This window comes from Ferdinandcohnia sp. GQ5 (assembly GCF_059759275.1).
Genome location: NZ_JCAXEW010000002.1, coordinates 70993 through 91418, shown reverse-complemented (window position 1 = coordinate 91418; position 20426 = coordinate 70993). Strand labels below are relative to the sequence as shown.

At 34.7% G+C, this 20426-nt stretch carries 21 protein-coding genes; 17 read left to right on the top strand and 4 right to left on the bottom strand.

Going from position 1 to position 20426, the window contains the following annotated elements; genetic code table 11:
- Positions 1-87: 87 nt before the first annotated feature.
- Positions 88-2904, top strand: a complete 2817-nt coding sequence (locus AC6CHV_RS02480) for a DUF3427 domain-containing protein (RefSeq protein ID WP_498078019.1) — start codon at positions 88-90, stop codon at positions 2902-2904.
- Between the two features lie 19 nt (positions 2905-2923).
- On the opposite strand, the gene AC6CHV_RS02475 is transcribed toward AC6CHV_RS02480, so the two are convergent.
- On the bottom strand, positions 2924-3322 hold the full coding sequence (locus tag AC6CHV_RS02475; protein WP_498078018.1) for an NUDIX domain-containing protein: 399 nt from the start codon (positions 3320-3322) through the stop codon (positions 2924-2926).
- 294 nt (positions 3323-3616) lie between these two features.
- Here AC6CHV_RS02475 and AC6CHV_RS02470 point away from each other — a divergent pair, with 294 nt between their 5' ends.
- From AC6CHV_RS02470 to AC6CHV_RS02425, 10 genes are all read left to right on the top strand, one after another.
- Positions 3617-5287 carry a DNA/RNA helicase domain-containing protein gene (locus AC6CHV_RS02470; RefSeq protein ID WP_498078017.1) on the top strand — a complete coding sequence of 557 codons (1671 nt, stop codon included), beginning with the start codon at positions 3617-3619 and terminating at the stop codon, positions 5285-5287.
- A 290-nt stretch (positions 5288-5577) separates the two neighbouring features.
- A complete protein-coding gene (locus AC6CHV_RS02465; protein WP_498078176.1) occupies positions 5578-5910 on the top strand; it encodes a MazG-like family protein in 333 nt (110 codons plus the stop codon).
- A 312-nt stretch (positions 5911-6222) separates the two neighbouring features.
- Positions 6223-6534 carry a hypothetical protein gene (locus AC6CHV_RS02460; RefSeq protein WP_498078016.1) on the top strand — a complete coding sequence of 104 codons (312 nt, stop codon included), beginning with the start codon at positions 6223-6225 and terminating at the stop codon, positions 6532-6534.
- The gene (locus AC6CHV_RS02455; RefSeq protein WP_498078015.1) at positions 6531-7784 is read left to right on the top strand and encodes an HNH/ENDO VII family nuclease; all 1254 of its coding nucleotides are present in this window, start codon (positions 6531-6533) and stop codon (positions 7782-7784) included. Before AC6CHV_RS02460 ends, AC6CHV_RS02455 begins: the two co-directional genes overlap by 4 nt.
- A gap of 11 nt (positions 7785-7795) precedes the next feature.
- Positions 7796-8218 (top strand): SMI1/KNR4 family protein, encoded by a 423-nt coding sequence (locus AC6CHV_RS02450; protein WP_498078014.1) that lies wholly within the window; start codon positions 7796-7798, stop codon positions 8216-8218.
- A gap of 292 nt (positions 8219-8510) precedes the next feature.
- Positions 8511-8921 (top strand): immunity protein YezG family protein, encoded by a 411-nt coding sequence (locus AC6CHV_RS02445; RefSeq protein ID WP_498078013.1) that lies wholly within the window; start codon positions 8511-8513, stop codon positions 8919-8921.
- Positions 8922-8972: 51 nt separating this feature from the next.
- Positions 8973-9434: a YrhA family protein gene (locus tag AC6CHV_RS02440; RefSeq protein ID WP_498078012.1), complete on the top strand. Its 462-nt coding sequence runs from the start codon at positions 8973-8975 to the stop codon at positions 9432-9434.
- Between the two features lie 296 nt (positions 9435-9730).
- Complete coding sequence (locus tag AC6CHV_RS02435) at positions 9731-10231, top strand: T6SS immunity protein Tdi1 domain-containing protein (RefSeq protein ID WP_498078175.1); 501 nt, start codon at positions 9731-9733, stop codon at positions 10229-10231.
- Positions 10232-10629: 398 nt separating this feature from the next.
- Entirely contained in the window at positions 10630-11025 is a 396-nt protein-coding gene (locus tag AC6CHV_RS02430; RefSeq protein ID WP_341331475.1) for an immunity 22 family protein, read from the top strand.
- A gap of 147 nt (positions 11026-11172) precedes the next feature.
- The gene (locus tag AC6CHV_RS02425; protein WP_498078011.1) at positions 11173-11622 is read left to right on the top strand and encodes an SMI1/KNR4 family protein; all 450 of its coding nucleotides are present in this window, start codon (positions 11173-11175) and stop codon (positions 11620-11622) included.
- A gap of 261 nt (positions 11623-11883) precedes the next feature.
- Here AC6CHV_RS02425 and AC6CHV_RS02420 read toward each other — a convergent pair whose 3' ends face one another.
- Positions 11884-12303 carry an MFS transporter permease gene (locus AC6CHV_RS02420; RefSeq protein ID WP_498078010.1) on the bottom strand — a complete coding sequence of 140 codons (420 nt, stop codon included), beginning with the start codon at positions 12301-12303 and terminating at the stop codon, positions 11884-11886.
- 174 nt (positions 12304-12477) lie between these two features.
- Here AC6CHV_RS02420 and AC6CHV_RS02415 point away from each other — a divergent pair, with 174 nt between their 5' ends.
- Positions 12478-13065, top strand: coding sequence for a TetR/AcrR family transcriptional regulator C-terminal domain-containing protein (locus AC6CHV_RS02415; RefSeq protein ID WP_498078009.1), 588 nt, complete (start codon positions 12478-12480; stop codon positions 13063-13065).
- 473 nt (positions 13066-13538) lie between these two features.
- On the opposite strand, the gene AC6CHV_RS02410 is transcribed toward AC6CHV_RS02415, so the two are convergent.
- Positions 13539-14003, bottom strand: coding sequence for a DUF8821 family protein (locus tag AC6CHV_RS02410; RefSeq protein WP_341331477.1), 465 nt, complete (start codon positions 14001-14003; stop codon positions 13539-13541).
- A gap of 14 nt (positions 14004-14017) precedes the next feature.
- Positions 14018-14497 (bottom strand): GyrI-like domain-containing protein, encoded by a 480-nt coding sequence (locus AC6CHV_RS02405; RefSeq protein ID WP_341331478.1) that lies wholly within the window; start codon positions 14495-14497, stop codon positions 14018-14020.
- Positions 14498-14606: 109 nt separating this feature from the next.
- On the opposite strand from AC6CHV_RS02405, the gene AC6CHV_RS02400 reads away from it, so the two are divergent.
- From AC6CHV_RS02400 to AC6CHV_RS02380, 5 genes are all read left to right on the top strand, one after another.
- A complete protein-coding gene (locus tag AC6CHV_RS02400; RefSeq protein ID WP_498078008.1) occupies positions 14607-15572 on the top strand; it encodes an HTH domain-containing protein in 966 nt (321 codons plus the stop codon).
- A 413-nt stretch (positions 15573-15985) separates the two neighbouring features.
- Positions 15986-17290: an extracellular solute-binding protein gene (locus AC6CHV_RS02395; protein WP_498078007.1), complete on the top strand. Its 1305-nt coding sequence runs from the start codon at positions 15986-15988 to the stop codon at positions 17288-17290.
- Positions 17291-17438: 148 nt separating this feature from the next.
- Positions 17439-18404 carry a carbohydrate ABC transporter permease gene (locus AC6CHV_RS02390; RefSeq protein WP_341331481.1) on the top strand — a complete coding sequence of 322 codons (966 nt, stop codon included), beginning with the start codon at positions 17439-17441 and terminating at the stop codon, positions 18402-18404.
- A complete protein-coding gene (locus AC6CHV_RS02385) occupies positions 18401-19252 on the top strand; it encodes an ABC transporter permease subunit (RefSeq protein ID WP_121445994.1) in 852 nt (283 codons plus the stop codon). Before AC6CHV_RS02390 ends, AC6CHV_RS02385 begins: the two co-directional genes overlap by 4 nt.
- A gap of 87 nt (positions 19253-19339) precedes the next feature.
- Entirely contained in the window at positions 19340-20365 is a 1026-nt protein-coding gene (locus AC6CHV_RS02380; protein ID WP_341331482.1) for a LacI family DNA-binding transcriptional regulator, read from the top strand.
- Positions 20366-20426 lie beyond the last annotated feature (61 nt).

Sequence of the window (20426 nt, the reverse complement as noted above, 5' to 3'; positions counted from 1 at the left end):
TTATCACGACTGGATCAATTATGTGTAAAATGGTACAATTTTACTATCTATGTCTACCTAAATCGTATAGAAACAAGGGGAAAAGCTATGATAGAAAAAGAAAATAAATTAATTATCAACTCGGCTAAAGGAAATTTGTTGAATGAATTAATTAGATCCATTAAAGATTGTGAAAGATTTTATTTTAGTGTAGCTTTTATTAATTTTAGTGGTTTACAACTGTTATTAGAACCCATTAAAGAGGCTGAAGAAAAAGGTATTAATGGTAAAATTATCACTTCCACATATCTTAATTTTACGGATTCAAAGGCTTTAGAAAAATTAAAGACATTTCAAAATATAGCGTTAAAAGTTTATGTTACAGACAAAGAGATTGGTTTTCATACCAAAGCCTATATTTTTGAGTATAAGGACAGCTATAAAGTTATCATTGGTTCTTCCAATATTACACAAAGCGCATTAAAAAGTAATATTGAGTGGAATGTTGAAATTATCTCAAAACAGGACGCATCATTTATTAAAGAAGTACTGAAAGAGTATAAGAACCTATGGGATATGAGTACTGAAGCCGATGATGAATTTATCAAACGATACGAAGAATTTCTAATGAATTTTAGAAAAAACCAAAATACAAGTCAAATGATATATGAACATAACAAACAGTATATTGTTCCTAATCGAATGCAAAGGCGTGCAACCGAAAATCTTGATCGTCTTCGGAGTTTTGGTGAAGAAAAGGCATTAGTAATTGCGGCTACTGGAACAGGTAAAACATATATGTCTGCTTTTGATGTGAAAAGTTTTAAGCCTAAAAGATTATTATTTATTGTACATAGAGAAGAGATATTGAAAAAAGCGAAAGAAACCTTTGAATTGCTATTACCAAATGAAGGGATCACATTTGGATTATTGACAGGTAATTATAAAGATAAGAGCGTAGATTATTTATTTTCGACGATACAAACCCTTTCTAAATGTTTTCATGAGTATAGAAGAGATGAATTTGACTATATCATTATCGACGAGGCACATCATGCAACTAGCTCAAGCTATCAGAGTGTCCTTGATTACTTTAAACCTCGATTCATGCTTGGAATGACCGCAACTCCAGAACGAAGCGATCATCAAAATGTCTTTGAATTATTTGATCACAATGTGGCTCTTGAAGTAAGGTTACACGAGGCATTAGATGATGAACTCGTCATTCCATTCCATTACTTTGGGATCACTGATATAGATGAAATAGATTTAAGCGATATAAGTATTGACGATTTAGCTGAGGTGACTCGTAGATTAAAAGTGAATGAACGAGTAGATTTTATTATCGATAAGATGGAGTTTTATGGACATGATGGTGAAAAGAGAAAGGCTTTAGGTTTTTGTGTGAATAAAGAACACTCCCAATACATGTCAAGTGAATTTAATAAAAGAGGGTACAACAGTGTTTGTTTATCTGATGAAGATTCGCCTGACACACGGGAAAAGTTTATGAAAAAATTAGAAGATGACCAAGATAACTTAGAGTTCATTTTTACAGTTAATATTTTTAATGAAGGTGTCGATATTCCCTCAATTAATACTGTATTAATGCTAAGACCAACAAATTCACCTATTGTCTTTATTCAACAACTCGGTAGAGGGTTACGTAAGTTTGGGAACAAGAGTTTTTTAACTGTTCTTGACTTTATTGGGAATCACACTAAGACATTCCTAATAGCAATCGCTCTTAATGGTAGTAGGTATTATGATAAAGAAAGTCTCAAAGTGGCCGTAGCGACTGGATTCGCAAATATTCCAGGTGCAACTCATATTCAAATGGACAGAATCTCACAAGAACGAATACTCGAACAAATTGATCGAGAAAATTTCAACTCCATGAAGTATTTGAAAGAAGAATATAATGAATTTAAAAAGTTAAATAAAGGTCGAATTCCATTCTTCTTGTTAGATTATTTCAAGTATGATGGAGCTCCGGATCCGATTAAATTTATTAATCGTGAAAAATCTTATATTCAATTTGTCGCGAAGGTTGAAAAGGATGAATATCTGAAGAAATTGTTATTGAATGAAGATTTTGATGGGACGATGAAGGAATTATCAAGTAAGTTGCCATTAAAGAGGGTTTATGAATTTGTTATCATCCGTTATTTGTTAGAACATGAGTTTATTGATCTTCAGATTGCTAAGAATGAAATCTTAAAAATGGTAGAAGATGTTGATGATGATAGTATCCTTCATGCATTTGAGTACCTAAATCAAGACTATTATGATAGTGTTCAAAAAAGGACGAAGCCGAAGTTATTTACATATCAAAATAACCGTCTTTCTAAAACACCATTGTTTGAAAACTTGTTAGAGAATGAGGAGTATCAAAAATATATCATCGATGTAATTTCATATGGCATCTATCGCTATGAAAAGGAATTTAAACGTTCATATTACGGAGTTCCACATTTCAAATTATATGAGCAATATCAAATGATTGACGCAGCTTTACTTTCTAATTATCGAAAAATCCATAGTTCGTTTAGAGGCTCTGGACTATTGGCAAATGGTAAGGAATTTTTCTTATTTGTGGACTTACATAAAGAAGCCGATATAAAGGAAAGTATTAATTATCAAGACAAGTTTATTAACACTCAAGAATTTCAGTGGCAGTCAGTTAATAATACGTCCCAGGAATCAGAACGTGGAAAAGATATTATTTATAATAAGGAAAGAGGAGTAAATCTCCATTTATTTATTCGTAAATATAAAGAAATAGATGGAAAGGTTGAACCTTATATTTATATAGGTAAGGGCAATACAATACACTATGAAGGAAATAAACCAATTACAGTACAGATGGAGCTAGAGTATGAACTTCCTCCGAATATTTATACTGAATTCACAAAAAGAGTATAGTCTTCTCATTACGAGAAGACTATTTTTCCGATATTATTTGATGCACTGCTGGAATATCTGCCGGTGCCCATTTCAAAGATTCTAGATTTTCTTTTTTTAACCAAATGAGGGTTGAATGTTCGCTTGCTTCCGGAATACCATTTGTAATCTTGCATTTTATTGAAATCAAACTAATCGTAAAAGTATCATATTCATGAACATTTTCATTAAATACGGTCTTTGATGTTTCAATTTCACACCCAAGTTCCTCTTGAATTTCTCTTTCTAATGCTGAAAAGATATCCTCATTTTCTTCTACTTTCCCACCTGGGAATTCCCACTGATTCGGGATGGACATTCTTGGTGAGCGTAGAGCACATAAGACTCTGTCTTGTTCATCCTCAATGATTGCAGCAACTACTTTGACTAGTTTTTTCATAAGATCCTCCATATGTATATAATATCTATATAATAACATCAATTGTAATGTAGGTGTATGAATCAGTATGTTTCATTGGTAAATGATAGATAACTATAGAAAATGAACGCTAATTTATGTTTATTATCATATATGGGAGATATGGTAAAATATTCTTATGCCAAACGAGGGTTCATAAATCGTCTAGTGAGCAAGATACCTCGAACGAGTAGAAATGTATGAAACTTTTTGTGGTATTTCGTATCAAAGATTTCCGGTTAGAATAATAAAAAGTTCATGAAAGGTAATTTCCAAATGAGTACATTACTAATAGAAACAATGCCATTTACTCAGTCCTCAATAGATTCACTAAATGAAAAGTCGTATTCGGATTATCCTGTTGTGTATTTCTTAAATAATAATACGATGGTCTACATTGGAGAAACTGTAGCGGTTCGAAATCGGATGAAAAGCCATAAGAATAATCCGGAACGAAAAACATTGGATCGGATGACATTGATTATACATGAAAAATTTAATCGCTCTGCTACCTATAATATTGAAACAAAGCTAATCAATTATTTTCTAGCAGATGAAAGTTATAAACTACAGAATAAGAGTCAGACAGCGGATAGTATTAGCCATAATTATTACGATAAGCCTTTTTATAATGAAAAGTTATTTAATGAAATCTGGGATAAGTTAAAAGAAAAAAACTATGTTACTCATTCTAGAGAGGTTATCGAGAATAAAGATATCTTTAAGCTATCGCCTTTTAAAGAGTTATCTATTGAACAAATTGAGTTAAAAGAAAAGATTATAGAAGTCTGTGAAAACCATGTGAACGACGATAAACCCTTTGTTTTTCTTGTCAAAGGAGAAGCGGGTACGGGGAAGAGCGTTGTATTGAGTGCCGTTTTTAATCGTATACAGGAACTAACTAGAGAGAAATCCTCAGCCCTCTACAGTACGAATAATTTTCTATTAGTGAACCATAGTGAAATGTTAAAAACATACCATAAAATCGCGGGTAAAGTGAAAGCACTCAAAAAAAATAATTTTGACAAACCTACTTCTTTTATTAATAAACGTAAAAAAGCCAATGAAAAGGCCGATATTGTGTTTGTTGATGAGGCTCATTTGTTATTGACTCGGCCTGATAGCTTCAATAATTTTAAAGAGAATAACCATCTCGAAGAAATTATGAAATATAGTAAGGTTGTTATTATCGTCTATGATGATAAGCAAGTATTAAAAATGAAGAGCTACTGGGACGAAAAGAAGTTACTAAGCCTAGTTGATAACCGTAACTCTGATGAATATATCTTAAAAAATCAATTTAGGATGCGCGCTAGCCTTAAGATGATTACGTGGATTGATCATTTTGTCGAGAAAAAGATTACTCCGATTCCTAGTAAAGAAGAGTTTGATTTTCGAATTTTTGATTCGGCAGCTACCATGTATAAGGTAATACGGGAAAAGAACAAAGAATTGGGACTGTCAAGAATTGTTTCTACTTTTGATTATGTTCATAAGAAAGATGGCGAAACGTACTACATAAAAGAAGATCAATTAAAGATTCCTTGGAATACAACAGAAGGAGATACCACTTGGGCTGAAAGGAAAGAAACAATAAGAGAGGCAGGTTCAATATATACCATTCAAGGGTTTGACTTAAATTATGTGGGTGTCATTCTTGGTCCATCCGTTTCGTATGACGAGGAAAAGGATGAATTGAAAATCCTAACAGAAAACTACAAAGACACAGAAGCCTTCAGAGGTAGAGATGAATTTGATGATCCAGAAAGTGTAAAAGAGAAAATTATATTGAATTCAATAAATATCCTATTAAAACGAGGCATTAAGGGTCTTTTTATCTTTGCAAGTGATAGGAAATTAAGAGCACGCTTAATGGAACTTTACAAAAGGCGTGAAATCGAATATGGAAATGCGATGGTCGCTGAAGAAGGAACTGATTATCGGTAGGGGACATCTTTTAAATACAATGTTATAAAGTAATCTGTTGTAAAGAAAGGGGTTTGAACGTGGAATACTTAGATTCATTTAATAGTGATGATAGTAGAATTGACAAAATCGTTGCAGAGTTAAAAGAACACTACCCTGAAATTGATTGGCAAACACAATGGAGTGATAATGAGGATATACATGGGAATGCAACATCCTATGTTTCATTAGTTGTTCCTGGATCACAATATGAAGAAGCCGAACAAATCTATCAAGAATTAAAGGAGGAGGGGTTTGATTTTGAAACATCCATCTTTGATTCATTAATTGAAGAAATTATTGAGTTCCGAGATGAAAGGGATTGGAAACAATACCACAATCCAAAGGATTTAGCTATTTCTCTTTCGCTTGAGGCCAGTGAATTATTGGAAAACTTTCAATGGAAAACAAGTGATGAAGTTGTAGTTGATAAAATCGGTAATATAACAGATGAAATAGCAGATGTTGTAATATATGCATTATTAATGGCTGATGAGCTAGATATCAATTTGGAAAAAGCCATTAAGGATAAACTTATTAAGAACAGACAAAAGTATCCAGTTGAAAGGTCTTTTGGAAATAATAAAAAGTATACTGATTTTTAATCTTTGCAGATTAAAGGTTGTTAAGAACCTACAAAAAGTCGAGCATCCTCGGCTTTTTTTGTTAAACAAACCTTTTATGAATCAAAAAAAGGTAAATAACAATGAAATAACATACTATTTTGTGGCACTATAAATTATTATTTTGTAAATTACATATTGTTAGTCACTTTGTTCTAAAAATTTTTTAAAAAAATAAAAAATAGCCCTTTTGACCTCTGTATTGGATGTATATTTGTGTCTTTTGAATCATAAAAAACAAACTCCTTGCTGGTAAAGTTTACAATATGAACATTTGCCAAAGAGGAGAGGAATATGGAGCTTATAGACGAAATCGAGAGGAAAGTGCAACGTAGAAAATATTTAATGATGGTTGATATTTTAGAAGGCTATCGTTCGAATATTCATCAGGCATTAAGCAGAATGGGCAATAGCAAACAGATTTATCGGTCTGCACACGGATGTTATGCACATCAATGGAAGGGACAAACAAGAGATGCGTATGAGGAAATTGCAGCGGAGATTAATAGTACGGGGAACAAAATCAATCATCAGGGTGAGCTGTTGATCAAAGAAATCAACAAAGAGATTCGAAGATTACTAGCTAAAGCGGAGGCCCTGCGATGAGTGATATTAAAGTTAAGGCCGAGGAGTTAGAGGATTTTGCTAGTCAAATTGGAAAAGCAGAGCGGGAATGTGACGATGCTTTAGATGCGATAAATTGGCATTTTTCTTCCCTGCTTGCTAATTTCCCAGGAGTGGTTCCTGGCTCCATACATAATTTAGAAGCTGATTTAAAATATTCGATTAAGAAATACAAAAGCAAACTTGATGATGCCCAACAGTTAATTAAGCTGACCGCTGCAAATATGAAAACCGATGAACAAAAGATGTCTGGTAAAGTAGGAGAGTTTTTACTGGAACTTGTTGGCTGGTATGACATCCAGCGAGTATTTAGTGAGTATGATCCCATTACCGGTGAGAAACTTTCAGCAGGAGATCGTGTACTGGCTGTAGGATTTCTCGCACTGACATTTGTCCCACCTGCAAAGGCGGCTGGTGTTGGAGGGAAAGCAGCCGTAAAAGGTGTAAAAGCGGGTCTCCCTTCCCTAGCAAAATCACCCGAGGCTTTTATGAAAATACGAAACGTCCTAGATCCGAAAAGGGTTCAACAAGCATTCCGCTCCGTGTATAATGAAGTGGTAAAAGGTCCAATCGCTGCAACAAAGGTTTGGTTTGATAAAGTGAAGAAAGGAATTGGAGACATTCCGATTCCACAAATCAGACAAGAGGCACTTGCAGGTGTAGGAGTAGTTAATAAAACCGTTAAGGATGCATTTGGTGAGGCAAAGGATTATATCCAGCGAATTAAAAGTTCGCAGGTGGATGAAGTGGATGTTAAAGGTGCAACTAGCGGCACGAATACCAAATCCTCGAGTTTAAAAGGAAGTGAAATTAAACTTGAGTGGCTAGGTGATAATTATAAGGCTTTAGAAATAGAAGGAACTGTTAAAGTTGGCGGAAAAGAAATGGATATCTCTAGAAGAGTTTATCAGATAAATGATATAGAATGGGATTACAAGCCGAAACATCCAATGGCTAGGGGTATGTCGAATAAGCAACTTACCGCAAAAGGCCGTGCACCATATGTAATTGATAAGAATGGACAAGAAGTTCAAGTAGAACTTCATCATTTAATTCAAAAAGAATCAGGAAATCTAGTAGAAATAGTTGCAACGACCCATGATGAATATAAAAAAATATTACATGGTTTAATACAAAATGGTGATAGTTTTAGAAATGACGAAGTCCTAGATAAACAATTCAATAATTTTAGGAAGAAATACTGGAAATGGCGTTCAAATAATCTAGATTGAGGTGATTTAAGATGAATAATATGCTTTTAGAAATGATTCATGAGTTTATTGAAGAAGGAGACTTCTTTGGGGAAGTTTCGGATGAGGATATAAGAAAGGCAGAAGAAGCATTAGAACTAAGTTTCCCATTGGAATATAAGGGATTTGTAAAACGATTTGGCTCAGGCGGTATTTGTGGTGTTGAAATACTTGGTGTAGAAGGACCAGAATACTCATCAGTTGTTGAAGGTACAGTTCGTTATCGAAAATTGGGTTTGCCAAATAATTATATTGTAATAGAGAATGTTGATGAGTTTGTATACTGCTTAAATACATTGGAAGAGTATACTGTTGTGAGATGGGATGACGTAAGTAAAAGAGAGATAAAAAGATATGATTCCTTTGATGAATATTTGCAAGATAGCTTTCAAGAGGCAATAGATAATATGGATTAATCTATTATAAACTCATCTAGGTTTTAGCATCAGTTTATAATAGTGAAGAATAAAAAGAACTAAGGGGTTTGATTTACATTAGAAAATACCCCATATAAGTTAAACAAGATTAATATTTTACAAAGTGCTTATCATGTTAGGGTTAAAGTAGAATATAAAGCATTTTAAAGTCTTTTAGACATCAAGTGTTATTACTTTATATAAGATTCTTAAATCTAGCAGCCATGTATTGGTAAATCATAATTGCAATTATATGTAGCATAAAGCTATGGAGAGAGTGTTTAGAACATAGATGGAGACTAATAAGATGGAACAACTATATCAAGAAATTGCGAATATATTAGTTAATATAGTTCCTGAAGAATGGAAAAAAATATTATTATACGCTGAATACAGAGAAGGATATAAAAAAGTTTATTTCTATTATTTCCCTGAAACTGGAGATAAACCTATTTATAGCCTTGATATAGTAGATTTATTTACAATTGATGAAGATGAATTAGAAGAATTGGAGGATGAACTATACAAGTGTTTTTCAAGATTATGGGAGGAATTCAAGGAGCAAGAACAAGAACGATGGACTAATCTAACCTTTATTTTAGAAAACACAGGAAAAATGAAGATTAATTATGGATATGAAAATCTTTCTGAGATTAGCCCAGTAGAAAAACAAGATAAATGGGAAGCTGAATACTTAAAGTAAAACAGTATATTAATCAACCCTATCGTTTTAGGTAGAAGGGAAGATTTTGCGATGTCTCAATGGATAGACTTATTTAAAGTATTAGCAAAAATTGAAGAAAAATATGGAGGCACTCTTAGAAATCCAGCAAGTGAGGAAGAAATTATAAAGATGAAAAATGAAGTTAATCAAAAATTTGAAAACGTTGTTTTACCTGATACATATGTTAATTTTCTAAAAGAAATAAATGGATTAGATTTTAATGGATTAGTATTCTATGGTGTTGATGAGAGATTGCTTGAACAGGATGTAGAAGAAGAAGTTCATGGGTTTATTGAGACGAATGAGCTTTGGTATGAAAATGATTGGCAAAGACAATATATCTTTTTTGGTGATTCTGATACAGCGTGGTATTGTTACAACTCGAAAGAGAATAATTACGTTGAATTGGATAAACCCTCTGGAACGTTAATCCAATCCTTTGAAAGTTTTGATTCAATGTTATATGATGCGTTGAAAACTGTACTTTTGTAAGTAAATTTTTTTAAAAAATCATCTTTTGATAAATCTGTTAAGTAGACGATCATTGTTGATCGTCTTTCTTATTGTATTCATTCTGCGCAGACAACATATGTTAATGTAGTAAAGGAGGACATTGGTGGTGAACCAACGCCTTTTATTGTGCCTTTAAGCTATAATAAAAAAAGATTTTATGGAAGAATTACAGAATTACGATGATACATTGTTTAAGGAGAAAAATGGGGAGGAGGGCAGCTGAATTGGCAACTATACTTAGCGATTTTATAATACATAAAAAAGTTGATAAAGATATGATTTTAAAATATACGAATAAACTACCTGAAGAATTAATAGAAACATGGAAAAAATATGGTTTTGGTACTATCGCAAATGGGTATTTAAAAATAATTAATCCAGACGATTATTTAGATATTTTAGAGAGAAGTTATGTAAGGCATGAGCAAGCGATTCCCATTTTTACAACCGCAATGGGTGATATTATAGTTTGGGGAAAAAATAAGTATGTAAATTTATTAAATTATAGGAAAGGTTTTGTTAATGTTGTTTCATCCGGATTTGAATTCTTTTTTGATGACATTCAAGATAATGAGTTTATGAACGATGAATTAATGTGGCAACCTTTTCCAGAGGCGATTAGGAAATACGGTGAACCTTCCTATGATGAATGTTTAGGTTGTACCCCACTATTAGGCTTAGGTGGAGCAGAAAAAGTAGAGAATCTAAAAAAAGTTAAATTAAGAGAACATATTCTTATTATTGCTGAATTTAGGACCAATCGAGTAAATTCATAAAAAATATATTTAGTATATGATGTGAATATTACGTTAGTCAATAACAATAAGCATTTGATTGTCTCTAGGCAACAAGTGCTTTTTTGTTTGATAGTCCAATCCTTCAAATTAATAAATGTTGACAAATACCAAAGTAGAAAAACTTATTATGTAGGAGGAACGATGGAGACTAAAAAGATGGAACAACTGTATCAAGAAATTGCGAATATATGGCTAATATAGTTTGATACAGCGTGGTATTGTTACGACTCGAAAGAAAATAATTACGTTGAATTGGATAAACCCTCTAGAACGTTAATCCAATCCTTCGAAAGTTTTGATTCAATGTTATGTGCTGCTTTGAAACCTGCACTTCTTTAAGTGAATAATCTACTAGAAGGTTTTAAGGAGATAAAAAATTGAAAAATGACGTATCTTTATGGTTAGGATGCTTTAATGACAAGGAAGAATTCGAAAAGTACACAGCAATCAAATATAGTGAAGGTGGAGATAGTATCCCTTCTATTTTTGAGCAAGATTTTAATCTAGGTTATTATAATAGGGACTTAATTGAAAAAGATTGGATTCCTAATGCTAAAGATGATATAGAAAAACTTTTGTTGGATTTTTCGTACGATAACCAAATAATAAAGCAGTACAATAACATAGAATTAAAATCAAAATACAATACGATAATTTTAATTTATAATTTTAATTATACTAAGAACGATAATATTGTTAATTTTATAAGTAAGAATGCCTACAAGTTGTACTTTATAGGTACTGCAGAATACATAGATTTATATAATTTATAGTTTAACGGCTTATAGATACAATTAGAAACGAAATACAATATAGAAGTAAAATTAAAGCACTTGATTAATCGTGGTATCAAGTGTTTATTTGTGAAAAGTAGAGCTAAACGAATAGATAAAGCTGAGTTGTAAAAGGAGGTACTTTGAATGGATAAAGTAGAATTAATAAATTTTATTAATGAACATATGGAATCAGATGACTTTACAGGTGGTGTTGACGATAGTCAAATCAACTTTGTCCAAGAAGAACTGGGGGTTGAATTCCCAGAAAGTTATAAGTGGTTTTTAACTACATATGGTTCAGGTGGTTTATTTGGTGTAGATATTTTAGGAGTTGCTAAGTCCAATATTGCTACTGTTGTTATTGATACAATGAGGTATTGGGATTTAGGTTTGGAAAAAGATCTAGTTGTTATTGAAAATGCTGGAGAGTATGTATATTGTCTATATACAAGCAAAATGGAAAAAAGTGAGTGTCCGGTAATAGCGTGGAACAGACATGGTGGACTTGATGACTACAACACAGCACACGACTTTTACGAGTTTTTATCACAAAGGCTATTGGATGCAAAAGATTCGTGGGAAGAAGATTTTTAAGAAAAATCAGAGTGAAAAAGCAATCACATTGAACAAGAAAAACAGATATGACACAATAGAAGGGCAAACATATGCACGTTTAAACATTAATTGCATATGTTTGCCTATTTTTTCATTTAAAAAAAGCTGCGGAGTGCTGTTCTTCCTCAATTTTAATTATTAATCTCATAGTTCAATAGTATGTGCTTTAAGATGTCACGATATTGTTACTTGGATTAATACCCAATATTAAGCGCTTATTTACTAGTTCGAAGTCCATTTCTATTCCTCCGAATAGCCCATTTTTGTAATACGATTTTCTACTGTTTTTCGTTTGATTCTTTTATCACTTACATACCCAAAGAAGGTTGTCATAAAGATTAGACCAATGACCATAATCGTAATGGATTCAACTAAATACGAAGAATCCATGCTGAAAAGAACATTCTTTCTAAACCAAGCTTGAAACGGAAGTCCAAAGCCAAGCAATACCGCGAAGAATAGGATTTTGGTTCGAATACTTTTCCCCTTCATTTTCTTGATGGAGTTGTTAACAAAAAGACGAAGCAAGGCTAGACCTGTACCAATCACAAAGAATGTGAGTAAAAAGAATTTGATATCTTCATTAAGTAAAAAAGCTTTCAAAATCATAAATAGTGCAGCGATGGATGCTGCGATCATCAATATATAAGATTTTTTCATTGATATTCACCTCAGATTTTTATTGTAGGGCTAGAAGTCTAGGGCATGTAGATTTCCACTATTTTGTACCACTCAACATTGTGTTGATTGCCTTGTTACTTATTTTATTTTGTTGTTAAAATGAAAGCAATGAACACATTTCTTCAATCTGTTCAGTGGTAGGGAGGAAGTAGCGTGAAATCAATCTATAGTGAAATGAATGAACAAACAAAAGAAAAAATCCAAAGTAACTTTCTTCAGTTACTACAGAAAAAACATTTTATGAATATTACCATTCGAGATCTAACAACTCAGGCGAAGATCAATAGAGGAACTTTTTATTTACATTATGTAGACAAATATGATCTACTTGCTCAAATGGAGGATAGTTTGCTTGAAGGACTTGAATTACATTTGCAGCGTATAAAGCCCCAGGACATGCTTTTAGTCGCACAAAAGGGAGAAATTCCTACACTTTCTATTGAGGTATTTCGTTATATTCAAGAGAATGCACACTTATTTGAAGCCTTTCTAGGGGCGAATAACTTAAGTGGATTTCAAAAGCGTCTTAAGCAATTTTTCATGAATCACTTTGTTGAGAAAATGGAACAAAATAGAGAGTTCTTTAATCACGTGACGATCCCCAAAGATTATTTCTCATCTTTTGCTATTTCAGCATTTTTAGGGTTAATCGAACAATGGTTAGAAAATAACCTGACTGAAACACCAGAAGAAATGGCGAATATGTATATACAAATTATCTTCTTTATCAAGAAAATCTAGAAGTAGGTCGATGTTAGAGATTTCATTGAGAAAATAGGCTTTTTTCTAAAAGATTGTTGCATAATAATGCAAACCTAGTTGATTGGAGCGTAAGGTGGCGACTCCTCGAAAATGTATTCACATTTTCTTCGTGCGTGGGAAATTTCAAAGAAGCAAATTCAATGTCCAGCGGGAAAAGCGTGAGACTTGAGACCCCGCAGGAGCAGAAGCGACTTTTCCAGTTTCAGCGGCTAGAAACTCGAGAAATTTCAACTCCTCCTTCAGAGGCAAATTACGCCTCTTTGTCGGAGTGGCCAAATTTTCTCGTTTCTGTGCAAGCCGCCTCCACATTTCGTTGAGGAGGCTCAAGCCACGCCCGCGGAAAGCGTCCACCTGAAGCGGAAGTCAACGATATAAAAACAACAAAGTTTTGCGAAAACAGCCAAAAAATAACAGCACCCCCAATCAAAAGAGAGGTGCTGCATGTGTTGACTTTAATATTCACCTTTGATGACAAAAAACGAGCCCCGAATTGTTCCAGCTAATTTAGACTTCTGTCTGGCAAACTTAAACTTACCTTCTAACTCTTTTGGAACCTCCATTCCCTCAGATAGCTTAAAGCCAACGGCACGCTTCTTAGGGTCATCAATCGTATACAAAACATTCACTCCAAGACCATCTTCATAAAAGACATAGGTCCAGTTAATGTTTTCTACTTGAAAACGTGATGTTTCTAACGGTTTAGCCGCAAATTCAATATCACGTTCTTCTTTCAATACTCTGTTCACATAGTCGAGGTTCTCCTGGCTTTCGCTAGCTGGTATCACGGTAAATGGATGCTTATATTTGTTCATAAAGTATCGAGCTTCATGTGCGCGTAAACCAGCTAGTGCATCAGCTACTGGTGAAGACTCCAAACCAACTGTAGATACATTTTTAAAATCAACGATATAGGACATTTCCATCCCTCCACTTATTTCTTAACAACCGGAATCCACATTTCGCCAAAGACTACGTTGTCACGCTGTCCCATTTCAACCGAAGTATTTGGGCCACCCACATAGGCATAATCCGTTGCTTCTGCTAAAGCCTGACCAAAGGCTATGCCAGTAAGTGTTTGGCTTAATTCTTCAGCCGTTTCCGCTTCACCTTTTACTACTAGATATGGACCCTCAGGGAACTGGATGACTCTGGTTGCTTCAGGGATTGTTTTCTCTGTCATTACGCCAGCGTAATGCATCATTTTGTTATTTACTGCTTCGTTTACCGCAAAAATGTAATTATTTGTGGCGATTTCTTTCAAAGTGGCAAGTCTTCCATCTTCTTTAACTTCATGCCAAAAGTCGGCTTTTTCCTTGGTGATACCAGCAAAGTCTCTGTAGTCACTCTTAAGCTCTGTTCCGATACCTAACACGATAAAACTGTCTTTTTCTTCAATTGTATAATTCGCCATTTCAAAACCATCCTTTTCAAATAAGATTATCAAACGATTTATCTTTTCACTTGATATGTTTATAATAGCCTTAAACCATGTCAAAAAATGATACTGTTTAGGAGTCGTCATGAAAAAAGTTGAACGGATTAATATCATCATGCGCTATATTAACAACCGCTCTCATTTTACCATTTCTGAAATCATGAGTGAATTTAACATTTCTCGCTCGACAGCCATTCGGGATATCAGAGAAATTGAGGCTATGGGAATGCCGCTTGTCGCTGAGGTAGGCAGGGATGGCGGTTATTTTGTCATGCATAATTCAGTCCTTCCCGAGGTTCGCTTTACAAACGATGAAGTTAAAGCACTTTTTATCGCTTTTATGGCCACAAGAAATCAACAACTGCCGTATCTGAAGAGTCGTCAATCTTTAGCTGAAAAATTACTTGGCCTCATCTCAGAAAGCCAGCAGGATGATCTTATTTTGTTAAATCAAATTCTGCTATTCGAAGGAACCAACCCGAACAATCCCGACTTACTAGATCTTTCGGACCTTCCACATCCCATGTTAGAACAACTCATCCAACATCTTTTATTGGATCGATATTTATTGATTTACATCGAAGAAGAGAAGGTCGTTAAATCCTATGAAATATATCTCTTGAACCTATATCGTGAAAAAAGTGTCTGGCTCATTGAAGGGTTTGAGTTAAAGGAAGAGAAGCGAAAGATTTTTCCTGTCGACCAGCTCACAAATGTAAAACCGTACACTCCGGAAAAACGAGTAAGTGAGAAGAAGATAGAAGAAAAACTCAGGAAACAGGAGGAAGATATTAACTTTGTCCTTGAACTTGGTCCACTAGCAATCGCCCAGTTCAAAAAATATCACCCTTTAAAACTTTCTCTTTCCTATACGGATCCTTTTCAAACGTCAGCCATTCTAAAGACTTATATTGATGTTCATCTGTCAGAAGAAATAACTGAACTAGCAAATTGGCTTCTTTTTCTAGGTGAGGACATTAAGATTAGGGAAGTGCCAAAAGAATTCTTAGCGTATATACAAGACAGACTATCTTTATTTTATCCATCATGAGGGGCAGGTAAAATTAAAATTTTGGAGCCTGTTATGGAAAAAGTTTTACCAGCATCGGTGGGAGGAGGGAAAAAAAGAAGTGGATCCTAACTTTCGTCTCATCATAGAAAACGGTTTCCTAATGGATACATTTTAATGCTAAAACTCTGGTTTTTTCGAAGACTCAATGAATAAAATACGTCCTTTCAATCAACATCTAGTATAAAAATATTTATAATTTTTTAAAAAATGTCTTGATTTTGCCATATTAAGAGATTAATATATAGTTGAAAGCGGATACATATTATTTTTTTACCTATTTACGAAACCGGTTTCCAAAACAATTCTATTACCATAAGGGGGTGTTTATCTCTATATCGAATCATAGAAGTATTGAAATCTTAGTAAATACTAATTATTTGGGGGGCATTCACGTGAAACGTATGAAAAAATTTGCTGCTCTTGGTTTATCATCTATGCTTGCACTTTCCTTAGCGGCTTGTAGTGGAGATAATGCTGAAAAGTCTAGTAGTACAAATGATGATGGCGGGAAAAAGGAACAAATTACGTTAGACTTCTGGACGTTTGGTGCAACTGGGTATGAAGATTTAGCGAAGGAATACGAAAAAGAAAATCCAAACATTAAAATTAAAGTGAAAGCATCTGAAACAGCCGATCATCATGATGCACTCTTTACGTCATTATCTGCTGGAAGTGGCGCACCTGATATCGCGATGCTTGAAATTGATCAATTTGACCGTTTTAAAGTTGCTCAAGATCGATTCGCTAACCTTTATGATTATGGTGCAAATGATGTGAAGGATCAGTACTTAGATTGGAAATGGGAAGTTGGAGAAAATGCGGATGGCGATTTCTTATTTGGTCTTCCAACGGATATCGGTCCTAAAGCGTTGTACTACCGCACAGATTTATTTGAGCAAGCTGGTCTTCCAACAGATCCAGATGAGGTGGCATCACTTATTAATTCACCGAAAGCATTTGAAGAAGCTGGCTTGAAGATTAATGAAAAAACGGGAATGCCTTTTGTAGATAGTATTGAAATGGCATACCGTGCATACTTAGATGCTGCTAAGACAGCTTATTTAACTCCTGATAATGAATTAAATCTTGGGGCAGATAGTGAAGTGAAAAAAGCATACGACTATGCTGTACACCTAAATGATATTGGCATCGTTGGGAAATATGAAATGTGGAGTCCTGAGTGGGCGAACGCTGTTAATAAGGGTGAGTTTGCTGCTGAGTTAGGTGCAGGTTGGTTAAAAGGCTGGATGGAAGGAAATGCTCCTGATGCTGTAGGTAAATGGAAAGTCGCTACATTGCCAACAGAATTTGCAGCTAACTGGGGTGGTTCATATATCGCAGTGCCAAACGAAACAAAACATGCACAAGAAGCGTACGATTTTATTGAATGGCTCGTATCACCAGACAATCAATTGAAATCCTTCCAAAGCCATGGGTTATTCCCATCTGCTCATGCTGTTTATGATATGGAAGAGTTCAAGTCAAATCAAGATGAATTCTTCGGTGGTCAAGCGTCTGCTCCAGTATTTGCTGAAGCTGCTCAAGATATCGCGGGTATTGGATTTAAAGGTGAAAAGTACTTCCCGGTTCATAATGAAATCTTAAATGCACTTAAAAATGTTCAAAACGAAGGTGCAGACCCAGAAAAAGAATGGGAAGCTGCTGTGAAGCGTGCAGAAGATTTAATGAAACGATAATCTAGTAGACTTCTACGTTACTAGCATAATCAAACGATCTGGTCGGCTTATGAAAGTAGGCCGACCATCCTCACATAAACACTTGTGAATGGTGAACAGACGTAGAAGTTGTAGCCTATTCTATCTGAAACAGAAAAGAGGCGTGAAAATGAATCCAATCAGTAAGAAAGTATCAATCAATAATGTACCAATCGTAAGGAAAAAGAAATTCAGATCTGAAGAAAAGAAAGATATGATTTCAGGATATTTATACATAGCGCCTTTCTTTATCATTTTTGCCATTATTGGGCTTTACCCAGCTTTATTTAGTTTTTACCTAGCCTTCCAAAAATGGAACGGGTTAAGCCCGATGACATTTAATGGATTAGCTAATTTTGAACTCGTGTTGACCGACCCACTGTTTTGGAAATCAGTCTATAACACGATCGTAATGGGGATTATGGGTACGGCCCCACAATTAATTGTTGGTCTTATTCTTGCCTACTTATTAAATATGACGTTTCTTAAGTTTAAAGGATTTTTTCGAGTCACGATTTTTATGCCCTATTTAACGTCAATGGTGGCAGTAGCCCTTATCTTTAGTGTGTTGTTTAGTAATCATGAATCTTCACTTGCCAATTATGTGCTCACTCATTTCTTTGGACTGGATCCTATCGCTTGGGCCGCATCGGAATGGGGAACGAAAATTGCCATATCAATCATGGTGTTCTGGAGATGGGTAGGGTACAATACCATCATTTATTTAGCAGGGATTCAAAGTATACCGAATGATTTATACGAGGCAGCTACTGTCGATGGTGCCAATAAGTTTCAACAGCTCTTGTATATTACAATCCCAATGATGAAGCCATTTATCATCCTAACTGTCTTCACTTCAACCGTTGGTGCCATGCAATTATTCTCTGAACCTACTGTTTTCTTAGGTGCGGATGCTTTTACAAGGGATGAAGCAATGACGATTGTGATGTACCTATACCGAGATGCGTTTCGATTACAGTCATTTGGAACAGCTTCAGCAACAGCGATAATACTGTTAGTCATCATTTCTGTGTTTGCTGTCCTTAATATTAGATTAACGCAAGGCTTTGGAAGAAAGAGGGGTGTCAGTAAATGAGTACTGTAGCAAAGAAAAAACGAAAAAAGATTTCCGTAAGCAGAACACTTGTATATTTGTTTTTACTCATTGCGGCTGTCCTCTCCTTGTTTCCATTTTATTGGATGTTCGTGATGGCGACACGGCCTAGTGCTGCATACAACAGTATTCCTCCAACTTTAACACCAGGAACAATGCTAGTTGAAAATTTTAAGAAGGTACTTAATCAAATTGACTTCTTCGGTGGAATGTGGAATTCGTTTGTACTGTGCGCAGTTGTTACAATCGTCGTACTCTTTATTAGTTCATTAGCAGGCTTTGCGTTTGCGAAGTTTAAATTTCCAGGCAAAAACATATTCTTTGTTGCCATCTTAGTAACGATGATCATACCGCCACAGCTAGGATTAATTCCTCAATATTTCTTAATTTCAAAAGCAGGGCTTCTTGATACCTTACCAGGGGTTATGATTTTATTCTTTTTAAATCCATTAGGAATCTTTCTGATGCGCCAGTATATTACTGAAGCCGTTCCGGATGAATTGATTGAAGCTGCGAAATTAGATGGATGTTCGAACTTCCGTATTTACAGAGGAATTGTGTTACCGATTATTTTACCAGCATTTGCGACGCTTGGTATCATTGTCTTTACAGCCGTTTGGGGAGAATTCCTCTGGCAGTTTACAGTATTACGTGATCCAGAAATGTATACCATTCAGGTTGCATTGGCACAATTGAGCAATACGCATAATGTTGATTTTGGTATGATTTTATCTGGTGTATTCTGGGCGACGGTTCCATTATTAATTATTTTCTTATTATTTAACCGATTGTTTATTTCAAGTATTACGGAGGGGTCCGTAAAATCATGAATTTTCCTGCCAAGCTATTGTTTCACTCTGTAACTCTTAGTAATCTAGCAGTAGGAAGATTTTTAACGGAATAGAAGGGATAACACGATGAGTTTAACGATAAAAGACATTGCACAAATGGCAGGAGTTTCTCAGGCAACCGTTTCAAAGGTGATCAATAATTACGGTGGGATAAGTGAGAAAACAAAAAGTAAGGTCCTGACGGTTATTAATGATATGGGGTATGCGCCTAACTTTTCAGCTCGTGCACTAGCAACAAAAAAATCCAATCTGATTGGTCTAATCTATGCTGGTAAGATCAATGTTGATATGACGCATCCCTATTTCAATGAGGTAATTTCAACCTTTAAGAAAAATATTGGATTACTAGGGTACGATATCTTAATGTTTTCCAACGAACATTTTCTACAAGATCAAGGCAGTTATTTAGCTAGATGCAAGCATTTTAACGTGGATGGCTGTTTAATTATTGCAGGTGAAAAAGTAGAGGATGCGACCTATGAGCTTGCGGAAAGCGGTTTCCCTTGTATAGGAATCGATATTGAATTGACAGGACCCAGGGCTAGCTATGTCATAACAGATAATGAGAATTTATCACGAAAAGTGGTTGAACATTTTTATTTGAATTCGATTCGGAAAATTGGCTTTATCGGCGGAATGAGAGATTCTGTCATTTCGAATTACCGGTTGGAAGGTTTTAATAATGCGATTAATCAGTTTGGTCTTGAGAAAAGAGACGAGTGGATCCAATACGGTGACTATAATGAGGAAAGTGGTTATCGTTGCATGAAGGAAATACTTAGTTCGAAGAATTATCCAGAAGCTATTTTCGCTGCATCAGACTTAATGGCATTAGGTGCAATCAGGGCTATTAAAGAAGCTGGATTACAAGTTCCACGTGATATAAGAGTGGTTGGATGTGATGACATTGCGGCTTGCCGATACAGTGATCCTGCCTTGAGTACTGTGAAACAGGAGAAGGAGAAAATCGGAAAGCTTTCCGCTTATATGTTAAATGATTTAATTGAGGGAAAATCAAAATTAAAACCTGTGTTTACAGACTCTGAAGTGATCGTCAGGGATTCGTGTGGCACGAAGAAAGCCTTCTGGTAAATTCAGATTATCTCGACTTGAATTTAGTAGAAAAAGAAGAACAACAAGAATGGATGAGGTG

Excerpts from the sequence above, each read along its gene's own strand:
- AC6CHV_RS02480 (WP_498078019.1), top strand. The coding sequence starts at position 88 with ATGATAGAAAAAGAAAATAAATTAATTATCAACTCGGCTAAAGGAAAT.
- AC6CHV_RS02475 (WP_498078018.1), bottom strand. The coding sequence starts at position 3,322 with ATGAAAAAACTAGTCAAAGTAGTTGCTGCAATCATTGAGGATGAACAA.
- AC6CHV_RS02470 (WP_498078017.1), top strand. The coding sequence starts at position 3,617 with ATGAGTACATTACTAATAGAAACAATGCCATTTACTCAGTCCTCAATA.
- AC6CHV_RS02460 (WP_498078016.1), top strand. The coding sequence starts at position 6,223 with ATGGAGCTTATAGACGAAATCGAGAGGAAAGTGCAACGTAGAAAATAT.
- AC6CHV_RS02455 (WP_498078015.1), top strand. The coding sequence starts at position 6,531 with ATGAGTGATATTAAAGTTAAGGCCGAGGAGTTAGAGGATTTTGCTAGT.
- AC6CHV_RS02450 (WP_498078014.1), top strand. The coding sequence starts at position 7,796 with ATGAATAATATGCTTTTAGAAATGATTCATGAGTTTATTGAAGAAGGA.
- AC6CHV_RS02445 (WP_498078013.1), top strand. The coding sequence starts at position 8,511 with ATGGAGACTAATAAGATGGAACAACTATATCAAGAAATTGCGAATATA.
- AC6CHV_RS02440 (WP_498078012.1), top strand. The coding sequence starts at position 8,973 with ATGTCTCAATGGATAGACTTATTTAAAGTATTAGCAAAAATTGAAGAA.
- AC6CHV_RS02435 (WP_498078175.1), top strand. The coding sequence starts at position 9,731 with ATGATTTTAAAATATACGAATAAACTACCTGAAGAATTAATAGAAACA.
- AC6CHV_RS02425 (WP_498078011.1), top strand. The coding sequence starts at position 11,173 with ATGGATAAAGTAGAATTAATAAATTTTATTAATGAACATATGGAATCA.
- AC6CHV_RS02420 (WP_498078010.1), bottom strand. The coding sequence starts at position 12,303 with ATGAAAAAATCTTATATATTGATGATCGCAGCATCCATCGCTGCACTA.
- AC6CHV_RS02410 (WP_341331477.1), bottom strand. The coding sequence starts at position 14,003 with ATGTCCTATATCGTTGATTTTAAAAATGTATCTACAGTTGGTTTGGAG.
- AC6CHV_RS02405 (WP_341331478.1), bottom strand. The coding sequence starts at position 14,497 with ATGGCGAATTATACAATTGAAGAAAAAGACAGTTTTATCGTGTTAGGT.
- AC6CHV_RS02400 (WP_498078008.1), top strand. The coding sequence starts at position 14,607 with ATGAAAAAAGTTGAACGGATTAATATCATCATGCGCTATATTAACAAC.
- AC6CHV_RS02390 (WP_341331481.1), top strand. The coding sequence starts at position 17,439 with ATGAATCCAATCAGTAAGAAAGTATCAATCAATAATGTACCAATCGTA.
- AC6CHV_RS02385 (WP_121445994.1), top strand. The coding sequence starts at position 18,401 with ATGAGTACTGTAGCAAAGAAAAAACGAAAAAAGATTTCCGTAAGCAGA.
- AC6CHV_RS02380 (WP_341331482.1), top strand. The coding sequence starts at position 19,340 with ATGAGTTTAACGATAAAAGACATTGCACAAATGGCAGGAGTTTCTCAG.